Annotated in this window: 25 protein-coding genes; 10 read left to right on the top strand and 15 right to left on the bottom strand. The window is 38.8% G+C overall.

Annotated features, from left to right (window positions below; genetic code table 11):
* Window positions 1-102 precede the first annotated feature (102 nt).
* Entirely contained in the window at window positions 103-561 is a 459-nt protein-coding gene (locus OQX63_RS04280) for an NUDIX domain-containing protein (protein WP_265849646.1), read from the top strand.
* Here OQX63_RS04280 and OQX63_RS04275 read toward each other — a convergent pair.
* Window positions 550-1,653 carry a DNA alkylation repair protein gene (locus tag OQX63_RS04275; protein ID WP_265849645.1) on the bottom strand — a complete coding sequence of 368 codons (1,104 nt, stop codon included), beginning with the start codon at window positions 1,651-1,653 and terminating at the stop codon, window positions 550-552. The genes OQX63_RS04280 and OQX63_RS04275 overlap by 12 nt on opposite strands.
* Window positions 1,654-1,825: 172 nt before the next feature.
* On the opposite strand from OQX63_RS04275, the gene OQX63_RS04270 reads away from it, so the two are divergent.
* Window positions 1,826-2,680, top strand: a complete 855-nt coding sequence (locus tag OQX63_RS04270; protein ID WP_265849644.1) for an NAD(P)-dependent oxidoreductase — start codon at window positions 1,826-1,828, stop codon at window positions 2,678-2,680.
* Between the two features lie 338 nt (window positions 2,681-3,018).
* Here the strand turns inward: OQX63_RS04270 and OQX63_RS04265 are convergent, their stop codons facing one another.
* Genes OQX63_RS04265 through OQX63_RS04255 form a run of 3 tightly spaced genes read right to left on the bottom strand, consistent with a single transcriptional unit; the run spans window position 3,019 to window position 4,920 of the window.
* On the bottom strand, window positions 3,019-3,420 hold the full coding sequence (locus OQX63_RS04265) for a DUF1634 domain-containing protein (protein WP_265849643.1): 402 nt from the start codon (window positions 3,418-3,420) through the stop codon (window positions 3,019-3,021).
* Window positions 3,421-3,431: 11 nt separating this feature from the next.
* Entirely contained in the window at window positions 3,432-4,265 is an 834-nt protein-coding gene (locus OQX63_RS04260; protein WP_265849642.1) for a sulfite exporter TauE/SafE family protein, read from the bottom strand.
* A gap of 4 nt (window positions 4,266-4,269) precedes the next feature.
* A complete protein-coding gene (locus OQX63_RS04255; RefSeq protein WP_265849641.1) occupies window positions 4,270-4,920 on the bottom strand; it encodes a FadR/GntR family transcriptional regulator in 651 nt (216 codons plus the stop codon).
* Between the two features lie 327 nt (window positions 4,921-5,247).
* On the opposite strand from OQX63_RS04255, the gene OQX63_RS04250 reads away from it, so the two are divergent.
* The 3 genes from OQX63_RS04250 to OQX63_RS04240 are packed head-to-tail and all read left to right on the top strand — an operon-like array spanning window position 5,248 to window position 10,057.
* Complete coding sequence (locus OQX63_RS04250) at window positions 5,248-5,637, top strand: BlaI/MecI/CopY family transcriptional regulator (RefSeq protein ID WP_265849640.1); 390 nt, start codon at window positions 5,248-5,250, stop codon at window positions 5,635-5,637.
* Window positions 5,638-5,669: 32 nt separating this feature from the next.
* Window positions 5,670-7,574, top strand: a complete 1,905-nt coding sequence (locus OQX63_RS04245; RefSeq protein ID WP_265849639.1) for a M56 family metallopeptidase — start codon at window positions 5,670-5,672, stop codon at window positions 7,572-7,574.
* A gap of 35 nt (window positions 7,575-7,609) precedes the next feature.
* Window positions 7,610-10,057 carry an outer membrane beta-barrel protein gene (locus OQX63_RS04240; RefSeq protein ID WP_265849638.1) on the top strand — a complete coding sequence of 816 codons (2,448 nt, stop codon included), beginning with the start codon at window positions 7,610-7,612 and terminating at the stop codon, window positions 10,055-10,057.
* A gap of 566 nt (window positions 10,058-10,623) precedes the next feature.
* On the opposite strand, the gene OQX63_RS04235 is transcribed toward OQX63_RS04240, so the two are convergent.
* Genes OQX63_RS04235 through OQX63_RS04225 form a run of 3 tightly spaced genes read right to left on the bottom strand, consistent with a single transcriptional unit; the run spans window position 10,624 to window position 13,050 of the window.
* On the bottom strand, window positions 10,624-11,913 hold the full coding sequence (locus OQX63_RS04235) for a gluconate:H+ symporter (protein ID WP_265849637.1): 1,290 nt from the start codon (window positions 11,911-11,913) through the stop codon (window positions 10,624-10,626).
* Between the two features lie 48 nt (window positions 11,914-11,961).
* A complete protein-coding gene (locus OQX63_RS04230; RefSeq protein WP_265849636.1) occupies window positions 11,962-12,144 on the bottom strand; it encodes a hypothetical protein in 183 nt (60 codons plus the stop codon).
* A gap of 42 nt (window positions 12,145-12,186) precedes the next feature.
* Window positions 12,187-13,050, bottom strand: coding sequence for a helix-turn-helix domain-containing protein (locus tag OQX63_RS04225; RefSeq protein WP_265849635.1), 864 nt, complete (start codon window positions 13,048-13,050; stop codon window positions 12,187-12,189).
* 203 nt (window positions 13,051-13,253) lie between these two features.
* Between OQX63_RS04225 and hxlB the strand changes: the two genes are divergently transcribed.
* Window positions 13,254-13,883 carry a 6-phospho-3-hexuloisomerase gene (gene hxlB / locus OQX63_RS04220; RefSeq protein ID WP_265849634.1) on the top strand — a complete coding sequence of 210 codons (630 nt, stop codon included), beginning with the start codon at window positions 13,254-13,256 and terminating at the stop codon, window positions 13,881-13,883.
* 30 nt (window positions 13,884-13,913) lie between these two features.
* Window positions 13,914-14,546 carry a 3-hexulose-6-phosphate synthase gene (gene hxlA, locus OQX63_RS04215; RefSeq protein ID WP_134204049.1) on the top strand — a complete coding sequence of 211 codons (633 nt, stop codon included), beginning with the start codon at window positions 13,914-13,916 and terminating at the stop codon, window positions 14,544-14,546.
* A gap of 229 nt (window positions 14,547-14,775) precedes the next feature.
* On the opposite strand, the gene OQX63_RS04210 is transcribed toward hxlA, so the two are convergent.
* Window positions 14,776-17,310 (bottom strand): ABC transporter permease, encoded by a 2,535-nt coding sequence (locus tag OQX63_RS04210; RefSeq protein ID WP_265849633.1) that lies wholly within the window; start codon window positions 17,308-17,310, stop codon window positions 14,776-14,778.
* The gene (locus OQX63_RS04205) at window positions 17,300-18,034 is read right to left on the bottom strand and encodes an ABC transporter ATP-binding protein (protein WP_265849632.1); all 735 of its coding nucleotides are present in this window, start codon (window positions 18,032-18,034) and stop codon (window positions 17,300-17,302) included. The genes OQX63_RS04210 and OQX63_RS04205 overlap by 11 nt, the downstream gene beginning before the upstream one ends.
* A gap of 57 nt (window positions 18,035-18,091) precedes the next feature.
* Here OQX63_RS04205 and OQX63_RS04200 point away from each other — a divergent pair, with 57 nt between their 5' ends.
* Both OQX63_RS04200 and OQX63_RS04195 read left to right on the top strand, forming a co-directional pair.
* Window positions 18,092-18,775, top strand: a complete 684-nt coding sequence (locus OQX63_RS04200) for an arylesterase (protein ID WP_265849631.1) — start codon at window positions 18,092-18,094, stop codon at window positions 18,773-18,775.
* Between the two features lie 310 nt (window positions 18,776-19,085).
* On the top strand, window positions 19,086-20,519 hold the full coding sequence (locus OQX63_RS04195; RefSeq protein ID WP_265849630.1) for an AAA family ATPase: 1,434 nt from the start codon (window positions 19,086-19,088) through the stop codon (window positions 20,517-20,519).
* A gap of 109 nt (window positions 20,520-20,628) precedes the next feature.
* Here the strand turns inward: OQX63_RS04195 and OQX63_RS04190 are convergent, their stop codons facing one another.
* The 4 genes from OQX63_RS04190 to OQX63_RS04175 form a co-directional block, all read right to left on the bottom strand.
* Window positions 20,629-21,618 (bottom strand): hypothetical protein, encoded by a 990-nt coding sequence (locus OQX63_RS04190; RefSeq protein WP_265849629.1) that lies wholly within the window; start codon window positions 21,616-21,618, stop codon window positions 20,629-20,631.
* 119 nt (window positions 21,619-21,737) lie between these two features.
* Window positions 21,738-22,304: a hypothetical protein gene (locus OQX63_RS04185; protein WP_265849628.1), complete on the bottom strand. Its 567-nt coding sequence runs from the start codon at window positions 22,302-22,304 to the stop codon at window positions 21,738-21,740.
* A gap of 57 nt (window positions 22,305-22,361) precedes the next feature.
* Window positions 22,362-22,892, bottom strand: a complete 531-nt coding sequence (locus OQX63_RS04180) for a hypothetical protein (protein WP_265849627.1) — start codon at window positions 22,890-22,892, stop codon at window positions 22,362-22,364.
* A 10-nt stretch (window positions 22,893-22,902) separates the two neighbouring features.
* On the bottom strand, window positions 22,903-23,232 hold the full coding sequence (locus OQX63_RS04175; protein WP_145856476.1) for a DUF4870 domain-containing protein: 330 nt from the start codon (window positions 23,230-23,232) through the stop codon (window positions 22,903-22,905).
* Between the two features lie 228 nt (window positions 23,233-23,460).
* Between OQX63_RS04175 and OQX63_RS04170 the strand changes: the two genes are divergently transcribed.
* Window positions 23,461-25,305 (top strand): helix-turn-helix transcriptional regulator, encoded by a 1,845-nt coding sequence (locus OQX63_RS04170; protein WP_265849626.1) that lies wholly within the window; start codon window positions 23,461-23,463, stop codon window positions 25,303-25,305.
* Window positions 25,306-25,318: 13 nt separating this feature from the next.
* Here the strand turns inward: OQX63_RS04170 and OQX63_RS04165 are convergent, their stop codons facing one another.
* Together OQX63_RS04165 and OQX63_RS04160 are read right to left on the bottom strand one after the other, a co-directional pair.
* Window positions 25,319-25,840, bottom strand: a complete 522-nt coding sequence (locus OQX63_RS04165; protein ID WP_265849625.1) for a hypothetical protein — start codon at window positions 25,838-25,840, stop codon at window positions 25,319-25,321.
* A gap of 9 nt (window positions 25,841-25,849) precedes the next feature.
* Window positions 25,850-26,506 carry a suppressor of fused domain protein gene (locus tag OQX63_RS04160; protein WP_265849624.1) on the bottom strand — a complete coding sequence of 219 codons (657 nt, stop codon included), beginning with the start codon at window positions 26,504-26,506 and terminating at the stop codon, window positions 25,850-25,852.
* Window positions 26,507-26,576 lie beyond the last annotated feature (70 nt).

Here is a 26,576-nt window from a genome sequence, read left to right as displayed (position 1 = left end):
CAATAGACTATCGTCATCCTGAATTTATTTCAGGATCATTAGTTAAAAATACAATAGTAAGTTCATCCTCAATTTTTAATTCCAAATTTCTATCTTATATTGATGAAACAAAGTGCAGGAATATTGCTCTTCAGAAAGAAAGAAAAGCAGATAGAATTTTTTCTGGTTCATCCTGGTGGACCATTCTTTTCCAAAAAAGATCTTGGCTTTTGGACAGTGCCAAAAGGAGAATTAAATGAAGGGGAAGAAGCTTTAACGGCTGCCATCCGCGAATTTAAAGAAGAAACTGGTGAGAACTTAATCGGCGACTTCATCGAACTAACGCCTATTGTACAAAAGGGAGGTAAAAAAGTATTGTGTTGGGCATTGGAGGGAGACCTTGATCCCTCAACCGTTGTTAGTAACACCTTCGAAATAGAATGGCCGCCCCGATCGGGTAAAAAACAAAGTTTTGCAGAAATAGACAAAGCCAATTGGTTTACTTACGCTGATGCCATTACCTACATTAACGAAAAGCAGATTGCTTTGCTTGATGAATTAAAATCATTGTTAGGCCGTTAATTCAAAGTGTAAAATATTCTTTTCTGCACCATTTATAATGATCGAGATCTGATGGTCGCCCAAATGAAATTTACGTGTGGTAATCAGCACAAATTTTTGTTTTCTGGTGATGTTTATGGTTGCACTCGCAGGGTAAACTCTCTCCGAAATTTTATATACCTTTTTGGTGTTCTGCCCATTTTGTTTTTTATAATAAATGGCATATTCCAGTCTCACTTTTTGTTCAGCAGGATTGCTATTAAAAATAGAAAACGAAAACTCCAGGCTTTCGCCAATGCTGATCTGTGGTGTTAAGATTTTAAAATCTTTCAATAAAATCCCTGCATCATCTAAGCCATAATGTTTAAGGATATCGGTATGACCTTGTTTAAGTAATGTGCGGCTGCCATGTTTAATAATTGCCTCCGTTTCGGCACCTAAACCTGACCATTTTTTAGCAATATTTAAAACCACATGGGGATGATCTTTTGCAATATCATTTAAGCTATTGGCAACACTCCGCCTTACATATGCTGAAGGATCTGTTTTAAGATTTTCCAATATGGGTAAAATGGATGTCGGGTCTTTTTTTAGAAAAGGAATACCCATGGCCCAAGGCAATCGCGGACGGCTACCTTCGCTGGCAAGCCTTCTTACTTTAAGGCTTTTGTGCAGCGACCATTTTTGCATGCTTAAAATCATCTCATTTTCATATTTTAAGATAAAAGGACGAACAGCAAATTCGCAACTTACAAATTGTGTAACAAATTCGAGCGCTTCAACAGAACTTGCTAAATCATCAATGCCATAGGTTTCAATATAATCAGGTAAAAACATATAAGCCAGGCCATCTTCTCCAATGCCTTGTATCCTTAATTGTTCAATTATTTTTTTAATGAGCGTAATCGCTTGAGGATAATCTTCAGGTAAAAAATCATGTAATACCTTGGTAGTGTGCTTCATTCGCTCTTTCAGTTCTTTAGATTCGAACTCGGGTATAAAGATCTTTTTGATGAATAACCCTTTTTCGAAACCTGGTATGGTTGCGGTCAGCGCAAAGGCTACCCTATCGTAAAAAGCAGGTGAATATAAATTTTTAAGCAGGCTTGCCATAATGTAGGTAATTATCGATGGAGATATGATTTTTGATTCGCGCCTAATTTACTAAAAAAGTTAGTATCTGTATGGCTTGTTCAACTAATTGTTTAATCATCTTATTTTTTACGTTTCATTTAAGAATTTAAGCTTTTTCTTTGGCACATTTGTTTATCATAAAAACAATGAAATGGATACAATAAAAATAGGCTGGATTGGATTGGGAAATATGGGAATCCCGATGGCAGCGCAATTGATAAAAGCAGACCATGCAGTTACGATTTACAACAGGAGCAAGGGCAAGGAAAATTTGCTGAAAGAGATGGGCGCATCAATTGCCGAAACACCTAAAGCGTTAATTGCTGCTACTGAAGTGGTAATCATTATGGTATCTGATGATGCCGCAGTTGATCAGGTTTTTAATGATAAAGACGGTCTCTTTGACGCCGATATTTCAAATAAAGTGATCATTAACATGAGTACGGTTTCTCCTGCGATTTCTAAAGAGATGGCTTTTTTATGTAAAGAAAAAGGCGGACAGTATTTAGATGCACCAGTTTCAGGAAGTGTGAAACAAGCAGAAACAGGCCAGTTGGTAATTATGGTCGGCGGTGATGAAACTGCATTTGAGCAGGTAAAAACTATACTCGAAAAACTGGGTAAAATGGCAGTACGCCTGGGCGATACAGGTGCAGGTAATGTGGCTAAACTAGCCATTAATTCATTACTGGCTTTGTATACCCAAGGTTTGGCTGAAACCGTAGTATTTGCCAATCAGCAAGGAATTGAAACTGAAGACCTGCTTAATCTGCTCAATAATGGCGCTATAGCCAACATCTTCACCAAAATTAAAGGCGATGCCATTATTGCCAATAACTATAAGCCTGCTTTTGCACTTAAACATATTGTAAAAGATTTAAATCTGGCAAAAGCCATCGGACTTGATTCACCTTTGGCCAAAACCGCATTAAATACTTTTGAGGCAGCAACTGCCAAATATGGGGAGGAAGATTTGATTGCCGTAATTAAACATGTTAAAGAGTAACGAGATCTTTTTAATGCTAAAGGAATAACCATAGGAGGTTGCTTCCTATGGTTGTTGTACTCAATATTTATTAATTATCGCTTTTTTCAGATGGAAATTCTAATAAGATATATCAATAGAAGCATAACATAACTTTTGCCTACACGCCTTTGACCAGCAAGTACTTTTATTACTTGTTTATTGATAAACGGAATAATCCGATTTGTATATATTGGTTATTTTATAAGTTTTATATATATCGTATACTTTTATCGAAAAGTATAAAAAGTTTCATGTATGCCATATGCTTTTATGTAAAAATTAAAAAGTTTCATGTATATCGTATAAAAAAATGGTTGCTATATTTTTAATCCGCCAAAAGTGCTGCCTAAAATTATAGCCAGTACAATTAACGTAATCACCACATAGAGTTTATCTTTTTCCAATATAAAAGCGAACAATGAGAATATGATCCGCAAAATTGGTGTAATGATCAGGAGTAATACGCCAAACTGGATTATAGCCATTGGTTTAAAAGTAAAGAGCCCTTTAAAAATGCCATCGAAGGTAATAAAGTCGTTTTCTTCACCTTTAAAAATATGGTAGTCGGGCCGGCCTTGTGTGCCGTTCTGTACCAAAAAAAGTATGCCGCCCAATAAAACGACCAGGCTTGCGGTAATTACACCAAATCTTAATAGTTTGCCCACAATTTTTTCTACATCGCGGTCTTGTATAAGATGGGTTGAGATCATATTTTTCATTTTATTTTAACTTAAAATTTGTGATGATAACCATTGTAAATCATTTCTAGCGCAACGAAAGTAATGGCGATACAGAAAATAATCCTTAAAATAGAAGGGTTGATCTTGGTTAATAATTTAGCTCCCGTAAAAGCCCCGCCCAATACACCAAGCACTACAGGGAATGCAATTCCCGGATCCATATAACCACGTTGCAGGTAAACTACAGCACTGGCTGCGGCGGTAACACCGATCATGAAATTACTGGTGGTGGTGCTTACCTTAAAGGGGATTTTCATGGCTGTATCCATGGCCAGTACTTTTAATGCACCAGAACCAATTCCTAATAAACCCGACATTACGCCGGCTACCGTCATGATGGAAAAACCGCCGCCAACATTTTTAAGCTTATAATCAACCGAGCCGGTTGGCGTGGGGTAACTGCTATTGAGTTTTAATACCGCAGAAAGTTTACTGCCTTCTGTTAAGGCTTCCTGATTCTTTTTTCTCAAAGTCATAGCAGCAGAGAAAAGCAAAACACAGCCGAAAAGAATGGCGATAGTATTGGTGGGCGTATAAATGGCGATTAATGCTCCAAGTACTGCACCCAAGGTTGTTGCGATTTCCAAAAACATACCCAGGCGGATATTGGTAATGCCTTCTTTTATATATGCGCTAGCTGCGCCGGATGAATTGGCGATAGAAGCAAGTAATGCTGCGCCGATGGCATATCGGATATCAACATGAAAAACTAGCGTAAGCAATGGAATAACTACTACTCCACCGCCAAGACCTGTTAGCGATCCAATCAGGCCTGCCAGGTAAGCGCCGAGGATTAGGATCAGGGTAAATGTTAAAATGGTCATGATATTAATGATTATTGTTCAAAATGGTAGTGGTTGTGGAAAGGGCTGCATCCGTATTACCCGCTTTTATGGCATTAAATAATGCCTCATGCAAGTGATGGCTCATGGCGAAATGAGTAACGCCAGATGGTGCGCGTTTAGTAAAAAAATCTCTGATGATTACCGTAAAACTTTCATAAAGATCACTCAGTACATGGTTACCAGATGCGCGGGCAATAGCCAGGTGAAACGCGATATCTGCATTGGCACATTCAGTTCTTGATTCGCTTTCGATGGCTGATTTTCTTTTTTCAAGAGCATCTTTAATGGCTTTCAGATGTGAATCAGTACGATTTTTAGTAGCCAGTCGAACAATTTCCTGTTCGAGCAAAGCCCTAACCTGGTTAATCTCTTCAAAATCAGCACCGCGCAAACGCTGCTCAATAGGCTCTGTAGAGGTGGCATTAACTTTTGTTCCAAAGCCTTGCTGTACCGTAAGTATTCCTGATAAGGTGAGCGATTTTATGGCTTCCCGAATGGTGGAGCGGCCAACACCATATAGTTCCATTAAAGCTGGTTCTGAGGGAATTTTTTCGCCAACTTTAAATTTGCCTTCTTTAATGTCGTTCCTGATTTTGGCAGATATCTGTTCGAAAAGTCTGCTTTCTTTTTCCATGGTGTGAGATCAATGACACAAACATACGATGTTTAATTTAAACATCAGATGTTTTGTGTCTGGATAATATCATTTTATTTTCAGCAATTTTAAATTGGTAATTACCTTTTGGCTAAATCATGGAGTAAAAGGATCACCTTATATAACCTATTAACGATGTGTTCAACATGCATTCTTTGTTTGTCAGAATTAATAATGGTGGTCAAACAAAGCAGTTTAAGAAAATAATTGATTCTTAATATGCTTTAAATCAGTTATTTATTTTGATTCAGTAAAAATAAATCACCTAATATTTGCATCGTACGAAATTTGTCGTACCTTTAAAATATGAAAAGTACTCAGACTGAAAATAATCTGCCCGAACCAACCAAAGCTGAATTAGAGATTCTTCAGGTATTATGGGAGTTCGGTCCATCTACAGTTCGGTTTGTAAACGATAAACTGAACGAGCAGCGGGAGGTAAATTACACCTCAACCTTAAAGCAGATGCAGATTTTAACCGAAAAAGGGATATTAAAACGTGATGAGAGCCAAATGAAACACATTTATATCCCGGTAGAAGCAGAAGAAAAAACCAAAGTGCAGTTATTAGATCGTTTCGTAAACACCTTGTATAAAGGCTCCGCATCTAAATTGATGATGCAACTTTTGGGGAACGAAAAAACATCAAAAAAGGAAATCGAAGAGATTAAGCGGCTATTGGATAGCATGGACTAATTAACCAGAACAGAAGCTAAAGAACCACCATAATGGAATTTAAATTAATCAATCTTTTACCCGATAACTGGCTTCATGCCCTGGGTGCTACCTTGTTCCACTCTTTGTGGATTGGTGTTATTTTAGCTTTGCTAGCTGGTTTGGTCATGTTTACTTCCCGTAAGGCAAGCGCTACATGGCGTTATAACTTACTTACGGCATGTTTAGGCTTGTTTGTTGTGGCAATAGGTTTTGCTTTTTATCAGGAACTTCAGCAATCGGATCAGCATAAACAATCGCAGGTCGTTCATCAAATAGGGATTAATTTGCCCAAGGCAATTGCAGATCAACAAGCGGTTACAAATGTACAGCAAAACATGTATTCAGGACTTAACCGCATCCTATCTTTATGGAATGCCTATGCTTATCAAATTGTATTGGTTTGGTTCCTGATCATCTGTGGAAAAAGCATCCAATTAATGGTAGGTTTGAATGGTGTATATCATTTGCGTAACTATAAAACCTACGCACCAGGTAAAAAGTGGGATGAAAAATTAAATGAACTTGCCCAAAAACTGGGTTTAATCCAACATGTAAAGCTGATGCAATCGGGCATTGCGCAGGTACCCTTGGTAGTGGGTCATTTTAAGCCTTTAATCCTCATTCCTTTGGGTTTACTAAATAGCTTGTCTACTGCAGAGGTAGAAGCCATTCTTTCTCATGAACTGGCCCATATTAAACGGAAAGATTATTTGGTGAATATATTGCAAAGTTTCATAGAAATTGTCTTCTTTTTTAACCCTGCGGTACTTTGGGTATCTCAATTAATAAAAACAGAACGTGAGCATTGCTGCGATGATTTGGCCATCGCCTGTGTAAACGATCGTAAAAATTACGTTCAGGCCCTTATTGTTTGTCAGGAATTTAAGCAGCGTGCACCTGCTTATGCCATGGCCATGAGCGGGACTAAAGGTAGCCTGCTACACAGAGCTAGCAGGATGTTATTCAATACCAATTCAACTTTAAACAAAATGGAAAAAACGATATTAACCATCACCCTGGTATCAGTAGTGATTTGCAGTGCCGCATTTAAAAGTATTGGCCATGCTGAAACAGTTACCAGAAAAGAAACATCCACTACAGTTGTAATCTTACAGGATACAACCAGGAAAAAAGCTAAGCCTGTAGAAGGAAAATCTGCAGATCAAATTGAAAAGGAGATCAATGCAAAAGTAGATAACCAGCTGAAGAAGATGAATGAAAAACAACAGCTGCCAGAAACGAAAGAAGATAGAAAGGCCAGGCTTACTGATGAAAAAGCCAGGCAAGCGGACGAAAAAACATGGCAGAATGATGTAAAACAGGCTCAGGAAGATGTTAAACAAGCAGCTATTGATGCTCGACAAGCAGAAGTGGATCGCAAACAGGCTTTAATTGATGCTAAACAAGCCATTATTGATGCCAAACAAGCTGTTGAAGATGCGAAAGCATACAGCGGATTATCAAAAGAAGATAAATCAGTAGGTTATTCGATATCGACCGGCGTACCTCGTCCACCTAGAGCACCAAAAGTGCCGCGCGCTGCATATGCTGTACCAGCGGTACCAGCAGTACCTGCAGTACCCGCTACACCTGCTGTTCCTGCAACGCCTCCAACACCACCAACACCAGCCGTTTACAGTGAAGGTGGTACGGGTAAAACCAGTTCAAAGCGGACAGTTACTTCGAAAACCGTAACCAATGGCGATGGACATGATTATACCAATGCAATCAATCAGGAATTGATGAAAGATGGCATCATCAGCAGTACCAATAAACTATCATACAAACTCAATAAAAATGAGCTGATCGTAAATGGGGTGAAACAAAATACCGAAGTTCTGCAAAAGTATAAAAAGCGGTTTTTGAAGAACGATAAACACTCGCTGATGTATAATTTCCTGATTGAAAATAACTAAAATCAACCTCTAAAAGCTTAATCCAACAACATCTCATGAAATACAAGGTCATGGCTTTTTTAGCCGTATGTATAAGTATTGCCTTTACTTTTGCCCATGCACAAAGTCCTCCATCCAGAATTTATGGCCATGTATTGGATGCCGATGGAAAAAATATAGAATTTGCGACAGTCGCTCTACTCAAAGATTCTACATTGGTTAAAACCACTTTTACTGAAAAGGATGGACTATTCAGTTTTGATCAGCTTGGTTATGGAAAATATCTGATTAAAATATCTGTTGTCGGATCGCCCATATACCAAACTGATACAATGGTGCTGACTGCAGGCCATGACGTTATTGCATTGCCGGATATCAAAATCAAGACTGGCGCAACCAATTTAAAGGAAGTAACCATTTCAGGGCAAAAAGCTTTTGTAGAACGGAAAATAGACCGGACGGTTGTTAATGTAGATGCCTTGATTTCGAATGCGGGTACAACTGCATTGGATGTGCTGAGCAAATCGCCTGGCATAAATGTAGATCAAAATGGGGTAATTTCGTTGAAAGGTAAAAATGGGGTAGCCATTTTTATTGATGATAAACCAACATATTTATCAGGTTCAGATCTGGAGAACTATTTGCGTTCATTACCTTCCTCTTCGCTTGATCAGATTGAGCTGATGACCAATCCACCTGCCAAGTACGATGCTGCCGGCAATGGAGGCGTAATTAACATCAAAACCAAGAAAACCAAAACCGCCGGCTTTAATGGGGGAATTAATCTGAGTCTAAATCAGGGCGAGCTAAGCCGTTCGAACAATAGCTTCAACTTTAATTACCGAAAGGATAAGGTTAATGTTTTTGGGAACCTGAGCTATAACCTCAATAACAGTTTTACCGATCTTGATCTGAACCGGAAATATAAAAATGCTGATGGTAGTGCCAAATCCTACTTTAATCAAAATTCTTATTTCCACAGACATGGCAATACTTTTAACCTTAAAACCGGGCTAGATTATTATGCATCAGAACGCACCACGTGGGGTGTAGTACTTACCGGCATGAACAGGATCTCCAAACAGGTGAACAACAATACCAGTAATCTATCTAATGCCTCAATGCAGTTAGATTCGGTAATCAGGGCTGAAAATATTGATCAGATTAAGTATCAAAATGCAGGTGTAAACTTAAATTACAGGCATAAATTTAAGCAGGCAGGGCGGGAATTAACCTTTGATGCAGATTACCTGCTTTATCGGGATCGAACCGATCAGACCTATAATAATTTTAGTTACCTGCCAAGCGGAGCCTTAAAATACCAGGATATTTTAACGGGTAATCTGCCTTCTAATATTGATATCTATACCGCCAAAATGGATTATTCGCATCCACTGGAAAATAAGTGGAAGCTGGATGCAGGTGTTAAAACCGCTTATACCAAAACGGATAATATTGCCGATTACGCTAATACTGCAAATGGAAGAACAAGTGCAGATTATGAAAAGAGCAATCACTTTTTATATAAGGAGAATATTAACGCGGTTTACCTGAACATGAGTAGGGAAGGGAAACGGTTTTCGCTTCAGGCCGGCTTGAGGTATGAAAACACGGTTTCTAACGGGCATCAATTGGGCAATCTGATCAAACGCGATTCGAGTTTTAAAAGAACCTATAACAGTTTGTTCCCAACGGTTTATTTTTCTTATAAACTGGATACTGCCGGAAATAATGAGTTGGGCTTAAATTATGGGCGAAGGATAGATCGTCCGTATTACCAGGATCTGAACCCGTTTTTCTCACCATTGGATAAATTTACTTATTATGTTGGAAATCCATTCTTAAAGCCATCATTTACACAAAGTTTAGAGCTTTCGCACACCTATAAAAATAAAATCACCACCACTTTAGGTTACGGCTGGGTGAGGGATGAGGTGAATGAAACCATAGAGATTGTAGATGGTACCTATTATAGCAGGCCAGCCAACGTGGGAAAAACCACGGTAGCCAATGTTTCGGTAAATGCAGAGATCGACCTCACTAAATGGGTTAAACTGAATGCTTATGTAGAGTATGCAAAAATAGTTTCGAAAACAGATTTTTATACAGGCTTTCTGGTTACCAATGGAAGTTATTTAAAGGCAAGTCCTAATCTTCAGTTCAAAATCAGTCCGACGTGGAATGCTGAGGTAAATATGCGTTACCAAAGTAAACTGTCTAATGTGCAGTTTTTGTCGGGGCAAGTGCATGAGTTTGGTGCAGCGGTACAGAAAAAACTTTCATCAAAAAGCACCTTGAAATTAACTGCGAACGATATTTTCAGAACTAGAATATATACTGGGGTAATTAATAACCTGGCAAATGCAGAAGCTAACTGGGTTAACCGTCAGGATTCAAGATCAGTTGTGGTGAGTTATAGTTATCGTTTTGGGAAAACCTTTTCTTCCCCTGAAAAACACGAATCTTCTGGTGCCGATGCAGAAAAAAACAGGGTGAAGAATTAATTAAATAGATTGTCATCCCGATCCGATAGCTATGGATGGAGAGCAGCATGGAGGGATCTGTGTAGTTTGTGTTACCAACGTGGGTTATTTTTGGCCACTTAAGCCACCTGAGGGCAGCTTAGTTTAATTCGAAAATAAGACAAATCTAGGGTAATCAATTTCCGTGTTCTCCGAGCCTCCGTGGCAAAAAATAAGAATGGTTCGTGTCTCCACGAACCATGGCTGCAGAATTAATATAAATGAAGTATCTTATTGGTGCAGCGGTAGCCGACGAAAAATCGTCATTGTAAAGCCAATTTTTTCATTGGTGTTTTTTGGAAAGCAATGTCTGTGGTGCTTCGGTTCCGCTAGTCCCGCCCTTTGCTTAATTCCGTGAAGGACGGAATAACGCTGTCGGTCGGGTTTATTTCACCCTGGACAGTAGTACTGTTCAAGCCCTTTAAACCCGATCGGAGCGAGACTGTTTTAGCCAAAGAACTTCTGTAATTGCTTTCCAAAAGATTAAAATATTGGCTTGCATAGAGCAATGGTAGGTACAGGCTTCTCTAAATACCAGGTCCAATTTTCTAAACAAACTGATTCAATACCAACACCCCAACAAGCCCTAAAACAGAAACCAAACTTTCCATCATGGTCCAGGTGCTAAAAGTTTCTTTAAGGCTGAGGTTAAAATATTCCTTAAACATCCAGAAGCCGGTATCGTTTACGTGCGAAAACATTAAACTTCCCGCGCCTACAGATAATACCATTAATTCTGGCGAAGCACCGGGGCCAATTAAAGGAAGTACCATACCCGAAGCAGTTAATGCGGCCACTGTTGCCGAACCCAGGGTTACCCTAAGTGATGCCGTAATTAACCACGCGAGTAATAATGGCGATAAATTTAAACCTCCGGTAAGCTGTTTCACCGTTTCGCCCATACCACTATCAATCAATATCTGTTTAAAGGCGCCACCAGCAGCAATAATAAGGATAATCATGGCAATACTTTTAACCCCTTCAGCACACGATTCCATGGCTTTTGAAATGGAAGTTTTTTGAAGTGCCAGCGCGATAATAACCGAAATTAACAGGGCTGCGGTAGGATCGGCTAAAAATGTAAACAGCGGTTTACCAATATAGTCTATCTTAATGCTGCTCCCAATGGTTCCGGCGATGATTAAAAATACCGGCAGCAATGCAGTAATAAAACTTCTTGAGGCAGAAGGAAGATTTTCTTCTTCACTAATGCTAAAGTTGTGGACTGTTAACGATTGATCCCGTTTGAGAATCAATCTCGGAAAGTAAATGCCCGCAATAACCGCAATGGGCACGCTTAAAGTTAAGCCATAAATTAATGTTTTACCAATATCGGCATGGAAAATTCCGGCTAAAGCAACAGGCCCAGGGTGAGGGGGTAAAAAACCATGTGTGACTGAAAGGGCTGTGGCCATTGGAATACCGATGTATAATTTTGATAACCCTGTTGTTGCTGAAATGGCAAAAACTAAAGGGATTAATACTACGAAACCAGCATTGTAAAATAACGGAATTCCAACCAATAGACCCGTTAACAGCACGGCCCACTGGATATTCTTTTTGCCAAAAGCACCAATTAAAATAAAAACGATCTTTTTTGCCGATCCGCTATCTTCAATCAGTTTACCCATCATCGCACCAAGGGCCAAAACCATTACCATGCTGCCCAGCGTGCTACCTATTCCATTGCTAATGGAGTTCATTACCTTTGTAGCAGGCATTCCCAGTAAAAGACCTGTAATAATTGCCACAGCAATCAGGGCAATCATAGGGTTGATCTTTTTTAAGATCAATACGAAAAGCAATAAAATACCGAAAAGCAGGATCAATAATGACATTTGGCTAGAAATTAGGTAATGTAGTTAAATATAGGATTTTAACCCCAGCTATTTTTTAACCGTAATGGTTCGTCCGGTAACGAGGTTGAATTCGTAAATCCGGTACAGGCCATCATCTTTTACTTCTATGCTTTCTACCAGGCCCGTTTTGCTAAAGGTATCGGTAACCATATCGCCAATTTTTACATCCTGAAGAATATCGTTCGGTGTATCGCTGTTTAATCTGATCATAAAAGTAAAAGTATCGATTATTCATAAAACATGTCAGTTTTTTTAAACCAGTGTGTTAAATTTTGATTCGATGTGGTTTCTGGCTTGTTTTTGAAACTCTTCGGGTGTTTGTTGCGTCTGTTTTTTAAAAAAACGGCTGAAGTATGGCCTGTCTGAAAATCCCAGTTCGTAGGCAATCTCTTTGATGGTTTGCTCACTATGGATAATTTTTCGTTTAGCTTCCAGTATAATGCGGTCGTGAATGATCTGCATGCCGGTTTTGTTTAGTTTTGCTTTTAAAATCTGGTTCAGTCGTTTAGAACTGATTCCGATTTTGCCCGCATAAAAATCAGTATTCCTAACCTGTTGGTAATTGCTTTCGAGCAACATCAAAAATTCATAAACCCTTTTTTGCTGTACATCATGGCTGGTAAATTCATGTTCTTTAACTTGTATCAATTTTAATAAAAACACCTTTAACAATGCCTTCGTAATGATAAAATTGTTGCCTGCTTTCTGGTATTCATCTTCAATCAATCTGTAAATGCTGCTCAGCTCTGCTGCTGTTTCTGTATTGAGCCTAAGGCAAGAAAATTCACCCTGAACATTAAAGATTTTGAACAGATCAAGCAAAAATTCTTTTTCTTCCCCTTCCAATACTGATCTTTTAAATGAGATTAATACCCCATTTTTGCCTGCTTTATTAAGCTGATGTACGCGGTAAGGCGGAATCAGATAAATCCAATCACCTTTGCTGTCAAATTCGGATTGTTGCAGGGCATGTAAAGGCTCTTCATTTTTAAGCCATACAATTTCAAAGAATTCTTTTCTGCCCGGATCGTTGAGGTAGCTGGGCGGGCAGTTGCTTAAATCGCGGATGTAAATAATGGCCCTTTCCAGATGGGTGCTTTCTGTTGATAAACTCATGATGGTTAAAGTTAAAAACTTAAATTCTTAGCGATTGGATTAAATGATAATTATGGTGGACTATTCGGAAAAGGTGTCTTAATTATGGCTAATGCATGACTTTGTTTTATCTGTTTTTCCAAATTGTCCCATATAAATGGCGGAATGTATAATCCTCGTTTTATGTGGCTACCATACCTTTGAGCCATTAAGGCAAAGTAGTAATGGAATCAAAAGAATCAGTAGAAATGATCAATAATGAAGTTTTGACAGATGAGCTGGATAATCAGCAATTGGCTTGGGATCTGCAACTGAACCTGGATAAGATTATAGAAGAGAATACACAATTAGCCAAAAAAGTGCAGTTAGATCAGCTCATTCCTTTTATATACCATATCCAGCATGCAAAACGGATTTTTGTTATAGCTGCAGGCCGTTCGGGTTTTGCAATGCAATCGGCCGCTATGCGTTTGATGCACCTTGGACTAACCGTTTATTATGTTGGCGATACCGCCACTCCGGCTATCAGCACTGGCGATTTATTGATTGCAGCATCAGGTTCCGGAACAACCGGTTCTATTGTGCGGGCAGTAGAAAAAGCGATTGGAGCAGGTGCAAATGTAGTAAGCATTACCACGAATGCCGGATCGCCCTTGGCAAAATTATGCAATCACCTGGTTTTGGTTCCGGCCGCAGAGAAAGAAGATCACAGTAAAAAGGTATCTACCCAATATGCCGGGAGCCTTTTTGAGCAATTTCTGCTCCTGCTTAATGATGCCATTTTTCAGTCACTTTGGAAATTAAGCGGTCAACCTGCAGAAGAACTCTGGAAAAGACATGCCAATCTAGAATAACAATTTAGTTAATTATATATCAATACCATCATGGCAAAATTACAAGTAGCAATAGATTTATTAACAACGGAAGAAGCACTGGCATTAGCAGCAAAAGTTGCGCCTTACGTAGATATTATTGAATTGGGAACTCCTTTGATCAAAAATATGGGTTCAACGGTGATTACCGCAATGAAAGCAGCACATCCTGACAAACTGGTATTTGCAGATTTAAAAACTGCTGATGCTGGTGAACTGGAAGCTGATATCGCATTTAAAGCAGGTGCTGATTTAGTAACCGTAATGGGTGCTGCAGGAAATGCAACAATTATTGGAGCCGTTAAAGCCGCAAAAGCACATGGCAAAGGCGTGGTTGTAGATACAATTGGTTATCCTGACCGGGTTAAAAGAGCACAGGAAGTGACAGCATTAGGTGTAGAATTCGTAGAACTGCATGCTGGTTTAGATGAACAGTGGACGGCTGGTTATTCTATCCAGGTTTTAATTGATGAGGCTGCAAGGGCTGGTGTTCCGGTTTCAATTGCAGGTGGCGTAAATATTGATAATGTCGCCGCTGTTATAAAAGCAGGAGCAATGGTAGCCGTTGCTGGTGCTGCCATTTATGGCGCTGAAGATCCGGCTGCAGCTGCCAAAGCACTTCGCGAGGCAATTGATGCTGCATAGCACAAGTTCATTAAGTAAAGGTTTTAACCACAGATGCACATAGATAAATACGAATTTTATAGCAGTATTTATCTATGCGCATTCTTTTTATCTTGTGAAGATTGGGCAAGTTTTGGTTAAATGATATTTAAGATTTCTATTGATCTTGTTTCGTCCAAACCAAAATAGCAGTATCATCTCTTGAAAAAAAAACAATTTGCTATGATATAATTTTATGGTTTAGGTTGAATTAACTTTCCGTTCTTAAAATCTTTAAAGGTGGTTGATTCAGGATACTTCTTGTGCTCAATACACCCGTAACTACCACAAGTAATACAATTGAGCCAAACAACAACAGGGTTGGCACAAATGGAGGCAAAAAGGCCGCGTCGAAAGTAAATTTAGCCAATGCCCAGCTTCCGCTTATGGCTAAAATTAATCCGGCACCTGCCGCAAAAGCACCTAAAAAGAAATATTCGATCCCATTTATTGCTAAAATCTGCTTTCTGCTCGCACCCATTGTCCGCAATAAAATGCTTTCCTTTATCCTTTGATTTTTACTGGTTAATACCGAAGATATTAAAACAATCCATCCGGTTACCATACTAAAGCCAGCCATAAATTGAATCACAAATCCAATTTTGCTTAATAACTCATCCAACAGTTTTAATACCAGATCTAAATCAATAACGGATACGTTTGGAAATTTTTGTACTACTTCTCCCTGAAAACGGGCTGAAACTGCTCCAGATGGTACCCTGGTCATCAACACATGAAACTGTGGTGCTTCTTCCAATACACCCGCTGGAAAAACGACCCTGAAATTGGTCTGCATTCTGCTCCAGTTTACTTCTCTTAAACTTCCAACAACCGTTGGGATCATCATGCCCTGCACATTAAATAGAATTTTATCATTCAAACCGACATTAATGGATTGGGCGTAACGCTGATCCAGCGAAATATAAACCGTTTCGTTGGGTTTTATTTTTCCGGTCCATTTGCCTGCTGTAATCTTCTCTGCGGCGGTTAAGGTGTCCTGATATGTAGCCCTGATTTCGTTTCGATAGGCTCTTCTGTTATTGGTATCTGCACTGGCTTTCTTTCCATTAATTTCTTCAATGCGCATGGTAATAACAGGCACCTGATTCATTAGCGGCAATTTGAAAGCTTTGGTTAAACTGTCCAATCCTTCTTTTTGCGTATTCTGGATATCGAACATCACCATGTTGGGCTGGTTGTTGCCAGATGACAGTGTAACACGGCTCATTAATATGCCCTGCACAAAAAATAGGGTGCAGATAAATGCAGTTGATAAACCTATAGAAACGGTAAGCATTAAGGTTTGGTTATTCGGACGATAGAGGTTGGCAAATCCCTGCCGCCATAAATAACTCGATGAGTTGGGTAAAAGCTTTCGCACCATAAACATTAATACTTTCGAAAGTAAAATCAACAGTAAAAAGGCAACAGCAATACTGGCGGTAAATACCAGCGTCTGTAGCCATGTTTTCATCTGCAAATGCGTAAAAGCTATAATAAAGGCTGCCATAAGCAGATACACTATCCAGGTTAGCGGATCTCTTTTTCCACCTGCTTTTTCAAAAGATATCCGGATCGCATTTAATGGCGAAATTTTTCTAACGGATAAAAGTGAGGGAAGGGCGAAGAGTACCGAGATGATCAAGCCCAACAAAATACCCTGGCCTACAGCTGGCCACGAAACCTGCATGGTAATCTCGATCGGTAGAAAATCTTTTAATACCAATGGAAGTAAAAACTGTATGCCCGTACCTAAAGCTGCGCCTAATACGGCAGCAATTAAGCCAATAAAAAAGACTTGTATCAGGTAGATCAAAAAGGCATGACGGGATTTTAATCCTAAACACCTTAGCGTAGCAATGGCACTTAATTTTTCCTGTATATATACGTGGATAGCACTACCTACACCAACACAACCCAGTAGTAAAGCGATAAACCCAGATAAAGCCAGAAAACGGTTTACATCTTTAAACGATCTTCCGGTCTGTTCTTTTCGTGATTCTACTGTATCGGCATCAAATCCTTCCTGCTCTAATTTACTATCGTTCTTTTTTACCCACTCATCTATTCCGGATGGATTATTGTACCTGAAATAAAATTTGTTATTGATCCGGCTTCCGGTTTTAATCAAGTTGGTTTTGTCGAGTATTTGTAGTGGGATATAAACTGTAGGCGCTATACTGGCACCAATACCGGTTTGCCCTGGTGCTTTGGTTAAAGTGCCCAATATATTAAAATTGAGGTCTCCTATTTTTACCGAATCGCCAACTTTTGCATTAAACTGCAGCATCAGGGTTTGATCTACTAATGCATTTCTACCTGATTGAAAATGCTTGGCTGCCGCCAGCGGAATGGTTTCTATGGTGCCATAGTAAGGGTAGTTTCCCTCCAGAGCCTTCATTTGTACTAAACGGCTGCCTCCACCTTTTTGGAAATAAATCATTGAGGCAAAAGTTTTCTCCTGCGATCGCTCATTGCCAAGCGTATCAAGCATTTTTTGCATGGCTTTGCTTACACCCTTTCGGCTATCTAAAACCAGATCAGCCCCTGTAAGTTCTTTTGCCTGTGCATCAATATCTTTTTGCAGATTATCTTTAAACGAATAAACGGCAACAAGAGCTGCAATGCCCAAAATAATTGATGAGATAAAAAGCAACAAACGTGCACGGTTTTTCCTGCTATCGCGCCAGGCCATTTTGAATAGCCAGGAAAACGGAACAGATTGTTTTGGAAGGCTATTGGACATAAGTAGGATTTTCGTCTGAAATGATTATGCCACCTTTAATTTTAATGTTTCTTTCCGTTCTGGCAGCCAACTCAAGATCATGTGTTACGATGATCAAGGTGGTTCCCGCATCTTTGTTTAAATCAAAAAGCAATTTGATTACTTTTTCACTGGTTTCGGCATCGAGGTTTCCGGTAGGTTCATCCGCAAAGAGAACGGCGGGTTGGTTCGAAAATGCCCTGGCCAACGAAATGCGCTGCTGTTCTCCACCCGATAACTGGATGGGATAGTGATGCGAACGGTCGGCCAGACCAACTTTATCCAGTAGTGCTAAGGCATGTGAACGGATATTTTTTGCGCCTCTTAATTCTAAAGGAACCATTACATTTTCTAAAGCGGTTAAAGTAGGTAGCAACTGAAAATTCTGAAAAATAAACCCTATATATTGATTTCTAACGGCAGCGCGCTGATCTTCGTTTAACTTTTCGAGTGCAATTCCGTTCAGTTCGACAGTTCCGCTGGTAGCCCTGTCCAATCCGGCACACAAACCTAATAAGGTGGTTTTTCCGCTTCCCGATGGACCTGTAATGGCCACCGTTGACCCTGCTGTTATCGAGAAATTAATATTATCGAGAACGGTGAGTTCCCGCCCGGCACTTTGGTAAATTTTGCTTACATTTCGGATGTTCAATATGCTTTCCAATAGCTGAATTTTTAGGGTTTGCGTATAGATGTAGTCAAACATAACAGGGCATTGCCTGTTAAAATAATGGTTTGATAATTAGATACAGATTAATTAGATATGTTACGAAAACGATTAATGGGGCTATTTGTTTTGAGCCTTGTGGTGATAAGCTGCGGAAACCGACAAAGTAAAAACAATACAGATCAAACTTTAGATTCAACTGACCAAAAGGAGACTGCTGTGGCAAACGGGCAAAAGAATATTCTTTTTTTTGGTACCAGTTTAACTGCAGGTTACGGGCTCGACCCGACAGAAGCTTACCCGGCATTGATCCAAAACCGGATTGATTCTTTAAAAATGCCTTATAACGTAATTAATGGTGGGCTAAGTGGCGAAACTTCTGCTGGCGGTAAAGCGCGGATTGACTGGCTGCTTAAACAGCGCGTAGATATTTTTGTACTCGAACTTGGCGCTAACGATGGGCTTAGGGGATTGCCCGTTGCGCAAACCACTAAAAACCTTCAGGCCATTATCGATCGGGTAAAAGCTAAATACCCAGATGCTAAAATGGTATTGGCGGGGATGCAGGTTCCGCCAAATATGGGTGCAAAATATGCTGCCGACTTTAAAAACATGTTTCCTGAACTGGCAAAGAAAAACCAAATGGCCCTGATCCCATTTTTATTGGATAAAGTTGGGGGCGTTCCCAAATTAAACCAGGCCGATGGTATTCACCCTACAGCAGAAGGGGATAAGATTTTAGCAGAGAATGTTTGGGTAGTGTTGAAGGGTTTGCTGTAGTTTTTAAAAGCGAAGAACACTAATTTGAGTGAAATAATGCTCCGTAGTGTCAGTGCCTCCGCAGTATAGAAATACTACAGATTGTTTAACAACAGAGAACAAAAGGAGAAAGCACAGAGGTCATAGAGTTACGCGTTACCGTTTGATTTTTAGCAGTTTTATTTAATTGACTATTTTTTATCCGCAGCCAAAATCATATATTTGATGGATATTTTGGCTGCAGATATTTTTTTATCCACAGCCAAAAATGTATTTTTGACTATATTTTGGCTGCGGATAATTAATCCATTCGCTAACTCATAAAAGGAAAATGGAATTGCTCATCGGAAGAATTGCTGAAAGAAAAATACTCGAAGAAGTGCTCACATCATCTTCATCAGAACTTTTGGCCATCTTTGGCAGGCGAAGGGTTGGAAAAACTTTTCTGATCCGCTCGTTTTTTAAAAAACAACTTATCTTCGAACTCTCGGGCGTTCATAATGCAAATGCTACGGAGCAGCTACTTAATTTTAGCAGGTCGATGGCAGAGGCTTTAGGTTCTCAATTGGCAATCGCACCGCCAAAAAACTGGACGGAGGCCTTCTGGCAACTTAGAGAATTTGCAACTCCTATACTCAAAAAAAGAAAAGCGGTAATTTTCTTCGATGAATTCCCTTGGCTAAGCTCGCATAAATCGGGTTTTCTTTCTGCGTTTGAATATTTCTGGAATCAATGGGCATCACAACAGCCAAATTTAATTGTTGCCATCTGTGGATCTGCTGCCACATGGATGATCAAAAAAGTTGTGAACAGTAAAGGAGGTTTACATAACCGGCTGACTCGAAAAATACGTCTTTTGCCTTTTACATTGCATGAAACGGAGCAGTACCTTAAAAAAAATAATATCCATCTTGACCGTTACCAGATCTTGAATATTTTTATGGTAATGGGCGGTGTGCCACACTACTTAAGGGAACTTAAAAAAGGTGAAAGTGCTATTCAGGCTATCGACAGGCTTTGCTTTACTAAAGATGGCCTGCTGTCCACAGAATTTGCAAACCTTTACCGCTCTCTTTTCGAAGCCGCAGACAGACACATTGCTGTAGTTAAGGCGCTGGCAGACAAACCATCGGGATTGACAAGGAACGAGATCATTGCCGCTTGTAACCTGAAAAGTGGGGGAACTACGAGTATCTTACTTGAAGAACTGGTAGAGTCTGGCTTTATTACGCCATATCTGCCTCTCCATAAGAATGCCAATAAAAGCATTTATAAACTTAGTGACGAATACAGCCTTTTTTACCTCAAATTTATCGAACATTCCAGATCTACCGGCGCAGGCACATGGCTAAAAAAATCATCTACATCTTCCTGGAAAAGTTGGAGTGGCTATGCCTTTGAAGGAATTTGTATGAAACATGTAGGTCATATTAAACAAGCATTGGGCATTTCCGGGGTATTTACTGAAACTTCAGCCTGGCGGCATGCGCCAAAAATGGGAAACGGTACTCAGATCGATCTATTGCTCGATCGACAGGATAATGTGATCAGTATATGTGAAATGAAATTCTCCAATACTGAATTTGCAATAGACAAAGCATATGCTGCTGAATTACAGTACAAACTTGATGCATTCCGTCGGGAGAGTAAAACTAAAAAAGCACTTTTTTTAGCTATGGTTACCACATATGGTGTTAAAAGCAATATATATACTATTGGTTTGGTACAGAATGAGGTTACCATGGATGATTTATTCGACTTGTAGGATTAATAAAAGAATCGTTTGGATGAAAGGTTTCGTTTACACTTTTGGTAATCCGTCTACAGCTCAAACCGAATAAGCTGAGCAGCAAAACCAGGCAATAAATTTTTCATTAAAATTCTCCTTTAAGTTCGTTCAGGTCTTTTTCAAAGGCAATTTTTTGTGGATCTTCTTTAAGGTATAAAATAGAAAAATACTTCTGCCTAACGCTATCCAGATCAAACAGATCTACAATTTTTTTAATGTTTGCCCGATGTATTTGGTTAAACTGATTGGTATATTCGAGTTCAAAATCGACCATTGGTTGCGCATTGATATACGTTCCGGTCTGGCTAAATTTGAGTAACCTGGCAGTAGTCTGCGTACCTTTAAATTTAATCCGGAATAATTGATCAGGTTTGCCTATAAACTTTTTGGCTATAAAAGCACCAAAAGTGCGATAAAGAAGCAGCATAAAGGCACAGGTTAATAAAGGGTGGCCAATACCCATAAAATGCCAGCCCATCCCATTGCTTTCTACATCATACGAATAAATGTAATACCAAATAACAAGAGAGGCAAAGGTAAGCCAGGCCAGGTTAGTCAGAAATACGGTCATTTTTTTAATGCTTACCTCTGTAGAAGCAAAAATAAAGTAAGGGAATTTATTTACTTCTTTGTCTAACAAAATACCAACAGTTTTACCCACTTCATAACGGCGTTCATAAGGTTTTGCATCGTTTACCATGGTTTTTTGCATAATCGGACTTCCCGACAGATTTTTAAACTGCAAGGTAAGTTCATAAGTGTCGTATGTAGCGCCTGTTTTATGGATTTTTGTAGATTCCAATATCTTGGCTTCCCGCGGTTCGCCCGTGGTTTTAAGTTTTTCTATATTACGTTTAATTGAAAAAGTGCGGAACACCCATTTCTGGTAATAACCAATTAACAATATAGCCCAAAATAGTATAGATAGTGCAAGTATCGAAAGCGAATACCATAAATTGTCACCCATTAAGTTGGGTATGCTATCGTCTTTGGTGTTGTAATAGATGAGCATGGGGAACGGAATAGCAAAAAACAGCATGTAAATTATCCAGAATATAGAAAATCCTTTTCTCATAATTGTTCAGGTTAGATGGATCACAAAATGATGATTTATTTAATTGCGCAGTATTTGTTTTTATATAGTAGCCTATCAATCACTTTTGGATAGAATTTCTGTATCATCTTCCTTTGTTTTTATTCCAGGTTAAAATATTGGCTGAACCATTGATCAAAGGCTTTTTGGTGTTTTTCCTGGGCAGTTTTAATCAACTCATTGGGCGCTTCTATTTGGTTTAAGTTATATTCGCCTTTCATCCATTTTAAATATTTGCCTAAATCTTCAGGCTCTTTATAGCTGTTATCATCTTTATAGAAATAAGTTTGATCAAATTCCACCCAGATTTCGGTACCATAGGTGAGTAGATGCAGCAATTTCAGAATATTTTCTGCCACTACATGTACGCCACCTTCATCGCCAAAAACCACGATGGGCATCTGGTTTAAGGGTTTGCTCGTTCCATCGTTCCAAATGGCATAAAATGAGCCTGTACCATTGGCCTGTGCAAAAAGGAGTAACTGCTTTAAAAAATCTTCATCTTCGCTCCAGCTAAGTAGTCCTGATTTATCATCGATCAAAACACCAAAGCCATTCGCATAATTTTCGACAGAGGAGATATTATTCTGGAAATAAATCAGTTTTTCAAGTTCGACAGGGATTTCACTTAAGCCTAAATTTTCTTTAAAATCTATTATGTTTATCATAGGTAGGTTAGTTAATGATAGAATTATTAAATGAAATAATGAGTGAAGAAGCAACAACTAAAAAGGCATCTTTTTTACCTCAATACCATTGTCCTTTGCGTAGGCCTCTGCAATGTCCCAAAGCTTATTGTATTTCTGTGCAAAGGCCTCATAACTTTTATTGTCCATTTCTGTTATGGCCTCATTAATATCGCTTTCCTGTGCATGCCCATCAATCATCTTTGCAACCTTCAGGTGGTCGGTCTCATAGCTTTTTAGCACAAAGGCATAAAGATCAAGCGCTGCATCGATCATCGGTTTTGTTTTTTTAGTGGGTTGTAGATCCTTTATCTTTTTTACATTAGCCACTACTGTTGCGATGGAGTTATTTCGAAGATATTTCTCACAGGTATTAAAATCTGGCGTGTTTGCGCCACCCTTAATATATTTCAGATAAGTATTGAAATATTGCCCGCCAAAGCGTGATATGGAATTTGTGTTTAAAGCTACCCGGTCAAAATATTCTTCGGGTGTGTTTAAAGAAAATTCGCATGCGGTGATGGTAAAGACCATCACCATTAGCATGACATTTTTAATATTGAGGCGCATAAACTTCTTATTAATATTTGCCAACAAATGAAGACTTGTCTTCGAACCATTTACCAATAAATGGAACAGGTTTTAATGCACCATTGGCTGCATTGATGATTCCAATGATCCAAAGAATAATAAATGCATAACCTACAAATCCTAAAAAGAATAAACTAGGCACTATACCAGCAATGATGGTAAAGGCTATGTTAAAAATAATACTTACAATGGCTAAGCCTAAAGATTGTCTTAAATGATATTTAAGTAAAGTGTCAGCTTTATCTTTTCCGACAAAATAAGCTACTAACCAACCAATAAGGGTGATGTAAGAAACGATTGAAAGGGTTTTGTTGTCCATGATTTCTGTTTTTTAGATTGAAAAATTATTTAGATCAAATTTGGGGTAATCTATGGTCATCTAAAAGAATCTGTCGCCTACAGAGTATCTACAACGTTTTGGAAAACGTCTACAATACATCTACAGCTAAATTTAACAATCTGTATTTCAGGTTTTTAACTTGGTATTTGTTTTTGAGATTTTGTCTACAATTATCACCTAAATCAATCTTTATGCTAATTTTACCCTATGAAACATCAAGGTTTTAAAAAGATATTTCTCTTAATCGGCATTTGTACCAGTTATTTTATAACAAGTGCGCAAACATTATTGGATACTACTGCACTTAATAATTTGAGAGATCAAGATAAACCGGCATTGCTAAGCCAGCTTGCAGAGCGAAGTAGAATTAATGGCGATTATAAAGCGGCAATTCTAAAGACTCAACAGAGCGTAGCTTTAGCTTTAAAATTTAAAAATTTAACAGAGGTTACAAAAGCCTATACCATACAGGCGAGCATACATGCCACAACGAAAGCATTTGTACTATCAAAAAAAGCCAGTGATAGTGCAATGTTTATTGCCCAACAATTACGGAAGCCTATTGCAATGGCCTATGCTTATTATGCGCAAGCTTTATTCTATAATGCGATTGATAATTCGGAGCAGATTACCAAATATTGTGGACTTGCACTGAAGTTGTTGGAAAAAATACCTGACCCTTACCTTAGCGCCAAAATATATTACCTGCTCTACACGCTCAACACCCATTGGGATGATGTTAAAAATGTAAATAAATATGCCAGGGCGGCTACCGAAAATGCGTTAAAAACCAACGATTATAACCTGTTAAGTAATTGTTATATCGCTTTATCTGTTGCTGCAGATTATAATTACGCCAGGACTAAAAACGAAGTGTTGCGCGATAGTATAATTTACTATTTAAATAAAGCCCAAAATCTTTATCAGCAATATCCTAAATACGTTGCCAGAAAAACTTATGGTATTGCCTGCATCAATAGTGCAGATTATTACTTGCGTTATTTTTCAGATACCGATCAAGCTGCAAAAGCCAGTGCCATTCGCTATGCCGATATGGCCAACGAAGTAATGAAGGGGGCTATCAACGGTGAGGAAATTAGGGCGAGCAGTTTGGGGATTTTAAGCGAATATGCCAAGAGAGATAAAAATTTTGTTATGGCTGAAGCCTATCTCCAAGAAGCCTATAGCATATTAAAGACTCAAAAAGTACCTTACTATTACACTTTAATTAATGTTACAACCGCTCTGACTAATTTTTATGAGCAACAGGGTAACTATGAAAAAGCATTGGGATTTCAGAAACGAGTAACCGAATACAACAGTAAATATTTTGATGAAAAACGGACTTTAAATGCTCAAAAATTAGAGGTGCAGTACGAAGCTGAAAAAAGAAACAATGAGGTTAAGTTATTAAAGCAACGCGAAAAATATGCGCGGCAACAAAAGTACCTTTACATTGGTATTGCCATTGCCTCCATTTTGGGCCTTATATTTATGTTCCGCTCTTACCACTTCAGGTTGAGGTACTCTTTACAACGCGAAAAGCAATTGCATTTAGAAAAACAAGATGCCGAACTACAGATGAAGTTCGAAAAAGAGGAGCAGGCCAGGTTAAAAGCAGAGCAACTTTTGCTGGAAAGTCAGCAGCAACAATTGCAGAAGGAAGTAATGGCCAGTCAGTTACAGCTTGAGCACAAAAAGGAAATTTTGTTTCAGCTTAAGGAACAACTTAATGATAACCAGCGGCTTAATATCAATAAAATCTGGAATGAAGAACTCCTGTTGGATAATGATTTCGAAGAAGCCAAATTCCAGATTCAGCAGGTGCATCCTGAGTTTTTTTCTTTGTTAAATCAGCGCGCGCAGCAGAAGCTTACTCCACTCGATTTAAAACTCTGTGCCTATCTTCATTTAAAAATGGATACCAAAAAAATTGCTCAGTTGATGCATATTGAAGCAAAAAGTGTACGCATGAGTCGTTACCGGATAAAGCAAAAATTGGGTTTGGGTAAGGATGAAGACCTGAAACTGTTTTTACAGGATATGGGGTAGGACGCTACAGGCATTAATTAAGGTGATTGACTGAGTTAAACTGTTTTTGTATTTCGGCCAACTTGCTTTCCTTTTTATTAATGAGCTTACGCATTTCCGATTTTTTGTTCATTAATTGTAGTTGTTTTGCCATCGCGCTATCGCGCACCTCTACCTTATTTGTTTTATCCTGGCTTAGTTGCTGTAAGGCGATTTCCTGCCGTTCGGAAATTTCCACTTGTTTAACAGTATCATAATAACTGATTGCTGCTTTCTTTAAGTCATTTCCGTATTCTATATCGTTTGTTTCCACCGTGTTTATCTCAGTAATTACCTTGTTAAAAGCCTGTTCCTTTTCGTCAATCGCTTGTAGGGCACATTTAAAATCGCCATTAATAATACATTCTAGTTTCTTTTCGTTTGGGCCGTTTTTACCTGCCATTATATTAAATACAGTCCTTTCCGCCTGTAGAAGAACTGTATTTAAATGAGCTGCCTTTTTCGACTGGCAAGAGGTTAAATCAAAGATGAGCAGTATAAAAAGAATATTTCGCATAGCCGTTTTTTATTTTCTATTCAAGTCGGTAATCAGTAAAGGGTTATCCTTTTTTAAGTTTTCGATCAGTGCTTCAACAGCTCCAACGGAGGGATTTTTTTTCAGTTCTTCTACCTCGGTATTGGTAATGCCCACCAACTGAAGAAAACTAAGTTCGCCATGAGGGGTTTCAATTTTTCCCAGTTCCGGATCCAATGCAAAAACAAAACCCGTGATCTGGGTATCGGTATCGAGCCTTATTGGTCCATTAGCCGGGATGAAGTGATTTTCCTCGAACCATTTACCGCTCGAAAATACATATCTGGCTAAATTATTCATCACTTGAATGGCCCAGATAGGATCTTTTTCATCGTCTTTAAATGGTGCTAACCTAAAGGTAAATTCAAAACCCCACTTGCTAAATTCTCCACCTGCTTTTTCTTCATTGTAATAAAGTTCGCTCATGCCGTAGCTTACAATGTGCCGATGAAAGCTTTGGTGGTTACTATCATAAATACTGGCCCCATCTATCGGGTCTGTTCCACCAGCTATATAATGGATTCCGCACAACGGTGGATAATGGCGGGCTTCGGTGGTGCCATAAATTTTTTCCAGTTGATCATCTATTGCTTGCCATCCGGGGCTATCATCTGGTTTAAACTGTTGTTTGTATTGCTCAGAGGTCATAATAAGATTAATTATGTTTAAAATACTTTCAAAGATTTTGCCATTTTATTGAAGGCTATGTCATTTCACT

This window comes from Pedobacter sp. PF22-3, from assembly GCF_026239555.1.
Taxonomy (GTDB): Bacteria; Bacteroidota; Bacteroidia; order Sphingobacteriales; family Sphingobacteriaceae; genus Pedobacter.
This window is presented reverse-complemented; position numbering and strand designations above follow the sequence as displayed.

What these genes read in the sequence shown, in the direction of transcription:
- OQX63_RS04280 (WP_265849646.1), top strand. Translation starts at nt 103, where the DNA reads ATGAAACAAAGTGCAGGAATATTGCTCTTCAGAAAGAAAGAAAAGCAG.
- OQX63_RS04275 (WP_265849645.1), bottom strand. Translation starts at nt 1,653, where the DNA reads ATGGCAAGCCTGCTTAAAAATTTATATTCACCTGCTTTTTACGATAGG.
- OQX63_RS04270 (WP_265849644.1), top strand. Translation starts at nt 1,826, where the DNA reads ATGGATACAATAAAAATAGGCTGGATTGGATTGGGAAATATGGGAATC.
- OQX63_RS04265 (WP_265849643.1), bottom strand. Translation starts at nt 3,420, where the DNA reads ATGAAAAATATGATCTCAACCCATCTTATACAAGACCGCGATGTAGAA.
- OQX63_RS04260 (WP_265849642.1), bottom strand. Translation starts at nt 4,265, where the DNA reads ATGACCATTTTAACATTTACCCTGATCCTAATCCTCGGCGCTTACCTG.
- OQX63_RS04255 (WP_265849641.1), bottom strand. Translation starts at nt 4,920, where the DNA reads ATGGAAAAAGAAAGCAGACTTTTCGAACAGATATCTGCCAAAATCAGG.
- OQX63_RS04250 (WP_265849640.1), top strand. Translation starts at nt 5,248, where the DNA reads ATGAAAAGTACTCAGACTGAAAATAATCTGCCCGAACCAACCAAAGCT.
- OQX63_RS04245 (WP_265849639.1), top strand. Translation starts at nt 5,670, where the DNA reads ATGGAATTTAAATTAATCAATCTTTTACCCGATAACTGGCTTCATGCC.
- OQX63_RS04240 (WP_265849638.1), top strand. Translation starts at nt 7,610, where the DNA reads ATGAAATACAAGGTCATGGCTTTTTTAGCCGTATGTATAAGTATTGCC.
- OQX63_RS04235 (WP_265849637.1), bottom strand. Translation starts at nt 11,913, where the DNA reads ATGTCATTATTGATCCTGCTTTTCGGTATTTTATTGCTTTTCGTATTG.
- OQX63_RS04230 (WP_265849636.1), bottom strand. Translation starts at nt 12,144, where the DNA reads ATGATCAGATTAAACAGCGATACACCGAACGATATTCTTCAGGATGTA.
- OQX63_RS04225 (WP_265849635.1), bottom strand. Translation starts at nt 13,050, where the DNA reads ATGAGTTTATCAACAGAAAGCACCCATCTGGAAAGGGCCATTATTTAC.
- hxlB (WP_265849634.1), top strand. Translation starts at nt 13,254, where the DNA reads ATGGAATCAAAAGAATCAGTAGAAATGATCAATAATGAAGTTTTGACA.
- hxlA (WP_134204049.1), top strand. Translation starts at nt 13,914, where the DNA reads ATGGCAAAATTACAAGTAGCAATAGATTTATTAACAACGGAAGAAGCA.
- OQX63_RS04210 (WP_265849633.1), bottom strand. Translation starts at nt 17,310, where the DNA reads ATGTCCAATAGCCTTCCAAAACAATCTGTTCCGTTTTCCTGGCTATTC.
- OQX63_RS04205 (WP_265849632.1), bottom strand. Translation starts at nt 18,034, where the DNA reads ATGTTTGACTACATCTATACGCAAACCCTAAAAATTCAGCTATTGGAA.
- OQX63_RS04200 (WP_265849631.1), top strand. Translation starts at nt 18,092, where the DNA reads ATGTTACGAAAACGATTAATGGGGCTATTTGTTTTGAGCCTTGTGGTG.
- OQX63_RS04195 (WP_265849630.1), top strand. Translation starts at nt 19,086, where the DNA reads ATGGAATTGCTCATCGGAAGAATTGCTGAAAGAAAAATACTCGAAGAA.
- OQX63_RS04190 (WP_265849629.1), bottom strand. Translation starts at nt 21,618, where the DNA reads ATGAGAAAAGGATTTTCTATATTCTGGATAATTTACATGCTGTTTTTT.
- OQX63_RS04185 (WP_265849628.1), bottom strand. Translation starts at nt 22,304, where the DNA reads ATGATAAACATAATAGATTTTAAAGAAAATTTAGGCTTAAGTGAAATC.
- OQX63_RS04180 (WP_265849627.1), bottom strand. Translation starts at nt 22,892, where the DNA reads ATGCGCCTCAATATTAAAAATGTCATGCTAATGGTGATGGTCTTTACC.
- OQX63_RS04175 (WP_145856476.1), bottom strand. Translation starts at nt 23,232, where the DNA reads ATGGACAACAAAACCCTTTCAATCGTTTCTTACATCACCCTTATTGGT.
- OQX63_RS04170 (WP_265849626.1), top strand. Translation starts at nt 23,461, where the DNA reads ATGAAACATCAAGGTTTTAAAAAGATATTTCTCTTAATCGGCATTTGT.
- OQX63_RS04165 (WP_265849625.1), bottom strand. Translation starts at nt 25,840, where the DNA reads ATGCGAAATATTCTTTTTATACTGCTCATCTTTGATTTAACCTCTTGC.
- OQX63_RS04160 (WP_265849624.1), bottom strand. Translation starts at nt 26,506, where the DNA reads ATGACCTCTGAGCAATACAAACAACAGTTTAAACCAGATGATAGCCCC.